General features: G+C 76.0%; 1 pseudogene. It reads right to left on the reverse strand.

Annotation, left to right across the window (positions count from 1 at the left end):
* Positions 1–21: 21 nt before the first annotated feature.
* Positions 22–7,023 (reverse strand): annotated as a pseudogene (locus ACFVWU_RS43740) (SDR family NAD(P)-dependent oxidoreductase); the annotation flags it as partial.
* Positions 7,024–7,067 lie beyond the last annotated feature (44 nt).

Here is a 7,067-nt window from a genome sequence, read left to right on the forward strand (position 1 = left end):
GCGGGAAGGGGTGGGGCCGGGTCAGTCAGCGAGGCCCAGTTCGTTGTCCAACAGGTCGAACATCTCGTCGTCCGAAGCCGACTCGAAGTCGAAGGTCCCGGAGCCCGCGGGACCATCGGCGGCAGCGGCGCTCCGGACGGCGAGCCACTTCGAGCGCAACACCTCCAGGCGGGCGGCCACCTGGTCCATCAGCGCCTCGTCCGATCCGCCGACCTCCGCCGTCCCGAACGCCTGCTCCAACCGGTCGAGTTCGGCCAGCAGGGCGGCCGGGCCCGCGGTGGGCTCGGGCTCCAGGCCGAGCCGCTCGAACAGGTGGTCGGCCAGCTCTGCCACCGTCGGGTGGTCGAAGACCAGCGTGGCCGGCAGCCGCAGGCCCACCAGCCCACCCAGGCGGTTGCGCAGTTCGACTGCCGTGAGGGAGTCGAGGCCGAGGTCCTGGAAGGCCCGCTGCGGGTCCACCCCGGACGCCTCGGCGTGGCCGAGGACCGCGGCCACCTGGCGGCGGACCGCCTCCAGCAGCGCCTCTCGCCGTTCGGTGTCCGGCAGTTCGGACAGCCGCCGCACGAACTCGGCGCCGCCGCCCGTCCCGCCGTCCGCGCCGGCGGCCGAGCCGCGCCGCACCGGCACGCGCACCAGGCCGCGCAGGAGCGGCGGGATCTCGCCGCGCCGGCTCAGGGCGGCCGGGTCGAGGCGCAGCGGCAGGACGGCGGGTGCCGTGCCGGCCGTGGTCGCGTCGAACAGGGCGAGGCCCAGTTCCGGCGTGAGCGGCGGCATGCCGGCCCGGGCCAGTCGTTCGGTCTCGGCCTCGGTGAGGGTGCCGGTCATGCCCCCGGTGCCGGTCCACGGGCCCCACGCCAGGGAGACGGCGGGCAGGCCGAGGGAGTGGCGGTGGCGGGCGAGGGCGTCCAGGAAGGCGTTGGCCGTCGCGTAGTTGGCCTGGCCGGGGTTGCCGAGCGTGCCGGCCGCCGAGGAGAACAGGACGAAGGTCTCGACGCCCTGGGCGGCCCGGTGGAGGTTCCACGCGGCGTCCGCCTTCGGGCGCAGCACGGCGCCGATGCGCTCGGGCGTGAGCGAGCCGATCGTCCCGTCGTCCAGGACGCCCGCGGTGTGCACCACCGCGCGGACGTCGTGGCGGGCGAACAGCCCGGTGACGGCGGCCTCGTCGGCGACGTCGCAGGCCTCGACGGCCGTCTCGGCGCCGAGCCCGGCGAGTTCGGCGACCAGTTCGGCCACGCCGTCGGCGGCGGCGCCGCTGCGGCTGACCAGGAGCAGGCTGCGCACCCCGTGCTCGGCGGCGAGGTGCCGGGCCACCAGGCGGCCGAGGCCGCCGGTGCCGCCGGTGATCAGCACCGTGCCCTCGGCGGGCCAGCTCGGGGCCTCGGTCGCGAGCTCCTCCCTCGCGAGGCGGGCGGCGAACAACTCGCCGTCACGCAGGAGAAGTTGCGGCTCATCGACGATGAGGGCGGCGGGCAGGAGCCCGGTCTCGGCGGTGGCGAGGTCGAGCAGGCCGAACCGGCCCGGCTCCTCCGAGGCTGCCGAGCGCACCAGGCCCCAGGCCGCGGCGCCCGCGAGGTCGGCGCCGGACACCGCGCCCCGCGTGACGAACACCAGCCGCGAGGCGGCGAAACCGTCGTGCGCGAGCCACGTCTGGACCATCTCCAGGACGGCGGCCGCCCGGTCGTGCACCGACTCGGCCCCGCCGGCGGGAAGTTCGGCCAGCACCACCGGCGGCACGTCGGACCGTGCGGCGAGCTCGGTCAGCGCCTGCGCGGTCGGCTCGACGGCGCCGGACGCCACGTCCGCGCCGGCGGGCGCCTGCACCGGCACCCAGTCGAGGCGGAACAGGGCGTCGTGGCCCACCGGGCGGGCGGCGCCGAGCTGCTCGGCGGCGATCGGCCGGACGGTGAGCGAGCCCACCGACGCGACCGGCCGGCCCTCGGTGTCGGCCGCGGCGAGCGCCAGCCCGCCGGACGCCGACGGCGCCAGCCGGACCCGCAGCGCGGACGCCCCGGAGGCGTGCAGCGCGACGTCCTCCCACGCGAACGGCACCCCGGCGCCGCCCTCACCGAGCCCGCCGCCCACGGCGAGCGTGTGCAGGCAGGCGTCGAACAGGGCCGGGTGCAGACCGTAGGCGCCGCCCTCGACGCCCTCGGGCAGGGAGACGTCCGCGAAGAGCTCGTCGCCCCGGCGCCAGACCGTCCGGAGGCCCTGGAAGGCGGGGCCGTACCCGAACCCGGCCTCCGCCAGGCCGTCGTAGAGGCCGGTCAGGTCGACCTGCTCGGCGCCGGCCGGCGGCCACACCGAGGCGTCGAACGCCGCCGGTGCCGCGCCTGTGCCGAGCACGCCGCCGGCGTGCAGGGTCCACGGGTGCAGGCCGCCCGAACCCGGCCGGGAGTGCACGGTCACGGGCCGGCGGCCCGCGTCGTCCGGCGCCCCGACGGCGACCTGGAGCTGCACGGCTCCCGTCTCCGGGAGGACCAGCGGCGCCGCGAGCGTCAGCTCCTCGACGACGTCGCAGCCGACCTCGTCGCCCGCGCGCACGGCCAGCTCGACCAGCGCCGTGCCCGGCACCAGGACCGAGCCCATGACGACGTGGTCCGCCGCCCACGGGTGGGAGCGCGCCGACAGGCGGCCGGTGAACAGCAGGCCGTCGCTGTCGGCCAGCTCCAGCGAGCCGGTGAGCAGCGGGTGTTCGGCGTTCCTGAGCCCGGCGGACTCGGCACCCCGGCCGGCGGGCAGGCCCGTCGGCCAGTAGTCCCGGTGCTCGAACGGGTAGGTCGGGAGCTCGGCGAGGTGCCGGCCGGCTCCGGCGAGCAGGGCCCGCCAGTCGACCTTCGCGCCGTGGACGTGCAGGCTCGCGAGGGCCTGGAGGAGGTTCGCCTCCTCGGGCCGGTCCTTGCGGAGAGCCGGGGTGGCCACGGTCTCGGCGTCGTCGGGCAGCGCGCTCGCGGTGAGCGCGGTGAGGACGGCGTCGGGGCCGAGTTCGAGGTAGCGGCGGACGCCGGCCTCGTGGAGGGTGCGGACGCCGTCGGCGAAACGGACGGCCTCGCGGACGTGGCGCACCCAGTAGTCGGGGGTGCGGAGGTCCTCGTCGCCGAGTTCACCGGTCAGGTTGGAGACGACCGGGATCGAAGGGGTGCGGTAGGTCAGCCCGTTGAGGACCTCGCGGAAGTCCGCCAGCATCGGGTCCATCAGCGGGGAGTGGAACGCGTGGGACACCCGCAGGCGCGTGGTCCGGCGGTCGGCGAAGTGCGCCTCGATCGCCGCGACGGCGTCTTCCGTTCCCGAGACGACGATCGAGCGCGGGCCGTTGACGGCGGCGATCGACACGAAGTCACCCAGCAGGGGCAGCACTTCGTCCTCCGTCGCCTGCACGGCGAGCATCGCACCGCCGAACGGCAGCGCCTGCATGAGACGGCCTCGGGCGGCCACCAGGGCGCAGGCGTCGGCCAGGCTGAACAGTCCGGCGACGTGCGCCGCGGCGACCTCACCGATCGAGTGCCCGGCCACGAACTCGGCGCGCACGCCGAGGGATTCGACGAGCCGGTACAGCGCCACCTCGACGGCGAACAGCCCGGCCTGGGCGTACGCGGTCTGGTTCAGCTGCTCCTCGTCCGAGCCCCACACGACGTCCCGAACCGGAAGCTCCAGAGCCCCGCACACCTCGTCGAAGGCCCGGGCGAACACCGGGAACCGGTCGTACAACTCCCGTCCCATACCGAGGCGTTGCGAGCCCTGCCCGGAGAACAGGAACGCCGTCCTGCCGTCGGCCGCGACCCCTCGGGCCACCGCCACACCGTCCACGAGCACCGTGCGGTGCGGCAGCGCCGACCGCCCGGCCAAGGTGAACGCCACGTCCGCGGAGGGCAGTTCCCCGACATCCGCGAGCCGCGCGAGCTGTGCGTCCAGCGCCGCCTCGGACTTGGCGGACACCACCCACGGCAGCAGGCCGGGTGCGGCCTCGTTCCCCGGCTCCGCCGACTCGGGCAGCTCCAGGACGACGTGCGCGTTGGTGCCGCTGATCCCGAAGGACGACACGCCCGCGCGGCGCGGCCGGTCGGTGGCCGGCCAGTCGATGCGCTCGGTGAGCAGCTCGACGGCGCCGGCCGTCCAGTCGACGTGGGTGGAGGGCCGGTCGATGTGCAGGGACTGCGGGAGCACCCCGTGCTGCATCGCCAGCACCATCTTGATCACGCCGGCGACACCGGCCGCAGCCTGGGAGTGGCCGATGTTCGACTTGATCGAACCCAGCAGCAGCGGAACGTCGCGGTCCTGGCCGTACGTCGCGAGGAGCGCCTGGGCCTCGATCGGGTCACCGAGCGTCGTGCCCGTGCCGTGCGCCTCGACGGCGTCCACGTCGCCGAACGACAGCCCGGCGCTCGCCAGCGCCTGGCGGATCACGCGCTGCTGCGACGGACCGTTCGGCGCGGTGAGGCCGTTGGACGCACCGTCCTGGTTGACGGCACTCCCCCGCAGCACCGCGAGGACGCGGTGCCCGTTGCGGCGGGCGTCCGACAGCCGTTCCAGCACGACCATGCCGACGCCCTCGCCCCAGCCCACGCCGTCCGCCGCCTCGGCGAAGGCCTTGCTGCGGCCGTCCGCGGCCAGGCCCCGCTGCCGGGAGAACTCGACGAACGTCGCCGGAGTGGACATCACCGTCACGCCGCCCGCCAGGGCCAGCGTGCACTCGCCGCTGCGCAGGGCCTGGGCGGCGAGGTGCATCGCGACGAGGGACGAGGAGCACGCCGTATCGACCGTCACGGCCGGGCCCTCCAGGCCGAGGGTGTAGGACACCCGGCCCGAGGCCACGCTCCCGGCGCTGCCACTGCCCTGGTGGCCCTCGAACTCACCGCCGCCGAGCAGGTTCGCGTAGTCGGCGTACATCACGCCCGCGAAGACGCCGGTCCGGCTGCCGCGCAGGGACACCGGGTCGATGCCGGCCCGCTCGAAGGCCTCCCACGAGGTCTCCAGCAGCAGACGCTGCTGCGCGTCCGTCGCGAGCGCCTCGCGCGGGCTCATCCCGAAGAACGCCGCGTCGAACGCCGCCGCCTCCCGCAGGAATCCGCCCGTCCGGGTGTAGGACGTGCCGCTGTGGTCCGGGTCCGGGTCGTAGAGCGTCTCGACCTCCCAACCGCGGTCGGCCGGGAACTCCGACACCGCGTCCACGCCGTCGGCCACCAGGCGCCACAGGTCCTCCGGCGACGCCACGCCGCCGGGATAGCGGCAGGCCATCCCGACGAGCACGATCGGATCGTCGGACGGGACGGGCAGGGCCGCCGGGAGTTCCACGGTCTCCGCGGCGCCGAACAGGCCCTCCAGCAGGAAGCCGGCGAGCGCGTGGGCGGTCGGGTAGTCGAACACGACGGTGGCCGGCAGCTGGAGACCGGTCACGGTCCGCAGCCGGTTGCGCAGCTCGACTGCCGTCAGCGAGTCGAAGCCGAGGTCCTGGAAGGCCCGCGACGGGTCCACCGTCGACCGGCCCTCGTGGCCGAGCACGAGCGCGATCTGGTCGCGCACCAGGTCCAGGACGGCCTCGCGCCGCTCCTCACCGCCCAGGCCCGACAGCCGCCGGGTCAGGTCGATCGCGGCGGGGGCGGTGGCCGCCCGGCGCGCCGGGGTCCGGACCAGGCCGCGCAGGAGGGCGGGGACGTCGCCCCGGTCCCGCAGGGCGGGCAGGTCGAGCCGGACGGGCAGGACGCCCGGCTCGGCGCCGGTGGCGACCGCGTCGAACAGCGCCAGCCCGTGCTCCGGGTCGAGCGGCGGCACGCCGGCACGGGTCATCCGCTCGCGCTCGGCGTCGGTGAGCGTGCCGGTCATGCCCGCCACGTCGGACCAGGGGCCCCAGGCGAGGGAGACGGCGGGCAGACCGAGCGAGCGGCGGTGGAGCGCCAGGGCGTCCAGGTAGGCGTTGCCCGCCGCGTAGGCGGCCTGGCCCGCGCTGCCGAACGTGCCGGCCATGGAGGAGAAGAGGACGAAGGCGTCGAGGTCGAGGCCTTCGGTGGCCCGGTGCAGGTTCCAGGCCGCGTCCGCCTTCGGTCGGAGGACGGCGCTCACGCGCTCGGGGGTCAGCGAAGCGATCACACCGTCGTCGAGCACGCCGGCGGTGTGCACGACCGCGCGGATGTCGTGGCGAGCGAACAGGTCGGCCATGACGGCCTCGTCGGCGACGTCGCAGGCCTCGACGGCGGCGTGCGCCCCGCATTCCGCCAGCTCGGCGAGCAGCGCGTCGACGCCCTCGGCGTCCGCGCCCCGACGGCTCACCAGCAGCAGGCTGCGCACGCCGTGCTCGCCCGCGAGGTGCCGGGCGACCAGACGGCCGAGGCCACCCGTGCCGCCCGTGATCAGGACCGTGCCCTCGCTCGGCCACACAGCCGCGTCGGCCGCCGCTTCCGTCCGGACGAGCCGGGCCGCGAGAGTCTCCCCGTCACGGACGAGCAGCTGCGGCTCGTCCAGGCCCAGGGCCCCGGACGGCAGCTCCGCCTCCCCCGTCAGGTCCACCAGGCCGAAGCGACCCGGCTCCTCGGTCATCGCCGACCGCACCAGGCCCCACACCGCTGCGCCCGACAGGTCCTCGCCCGCCACCGCGCCGCGCGTCACGAACACCAGCCGCGAGGTTGCGAACCGCTCCTCCGCCAGCCAAGCCTGGGCGAGCTCCAGTGCCCGCGCCGTTCGTGCGTGCACCTCGGCGGCGGCCATCTCGATCACGACCACCGGCGGGACGTCCGCCGGCACCTCCGCCAGCGAGGCGACCTCGACGAACTCCGCAGAGCCAGGAGCGTTCACCGGCACCCAGTCCAGCCGGAAGAGCTCGTCCCGGCCGACCCGCGAGCCCGCGGCCAGCTGCTCGGCGGCGATCGGGCGCACCGTCAGCGCGCCGACCGAGGCCACCGGCCTGCCGTCGGCGTCGGCCACGGCGAGCGCCAGCGCGCCGGCAGCCGACCGCGTCAGGCGCACCCGCACCGCCGACGCGCCGGAGGCGTGCAGCGCCACGTTCTCCCACGCGAACGGCACGCCGCCGCCCTCGCCGGAGCCCGCCGGGGCGGAGCCTGGGAGGCAGGCGGCGCTCA

It is taken from the genome of Kitasatospora sp. NPDC058190, assembly GCF_042883685.1.
In the GTDB taxonomy this organism is placed as follows: domain Bacteria; phylum Actinomycetota; class Actinomycetes; order Streptomycetales; family Streptomycetaceae; genus Kitasatospora.